This window comes from Vibrio sp. 1069 (assembly GCF_033340555.1).
The window spans coordinates 1-694 of the sequence record NZ_JAWOWP010000394.1 but is presented as its reverse complement, the minus strand read 5'-3'; the positions used below and the strand labels follow the sequence as shown (position 1 = coordinate 694).

1 protein-coding gene is annotated in these 694 nt (G+C 49.9%); it reads left to right on the top strand.

The window, feature by feature from the left end:
• Nucleotides 1-694, top strand: a 694-nt coding sequence (locus tag R7040_RS26735) for a TonB-dependent receptor domain-containing protein (RefSeq protein ID WP_318097625.1), incomplete at both ends; no start/stop codon positions are given.

The window sequence follows — 694 nt, the reverse complement described above, 5'->3', positions numbered from 1 at the left end:
GGCAAGTGACAAAACGCTTCCTCCGCAAAATATCTACAACCCAGTTGTGGGCCCAACACCCGATCCGGGCTTCAAACCATTCCGTGACAATACCACCACAACCACGGGTGTGTACGTACAAGATGTGTACACGTGGGGCGACCTTTCTGTGATCGGTAATGTGCGTTACGACTCGATGGAACTCGAACAACAAAAAGCGGGTTCAGGTAAGGAAAAATTGGACGATGACAAAGTCAGCTACCGCGCTGGTTTGGTATACCGCATCAATTACGACACCTCCGTTTACGCCAGTTTAGCGCGCTCTTGGCAGTTGCCGTACGCAGGCATCTACATCAATCCAAAGTTGGCGGAATTCTTCCATACCGACTTAAAAGAAGTGGGGGCGAAAGCGTACCTGCTGGATAACGCATTAATGTTGAATGCGGCACTGTTCCAGATCGACCAAGAGCAGCCACAAACTAACGTAGACGGCGATGTCATCGACAAAATTGAAGTACGTCACCAAGGCATTGAGCTAGAAGCTCGCGGCCAAATCACCAAACAGTGGGACATCTCTGTTGGTTACAGCTACTTGGACGCAGAAGACAAAGCCACAGGTAAAAAGCCGAATGATGTGTCAGACCACTTGTTCTCCCTTTGGAGCACTTACCAATTGGATGACAACTGGCGTTTGGGTGGCGGCGTGAAATACGTG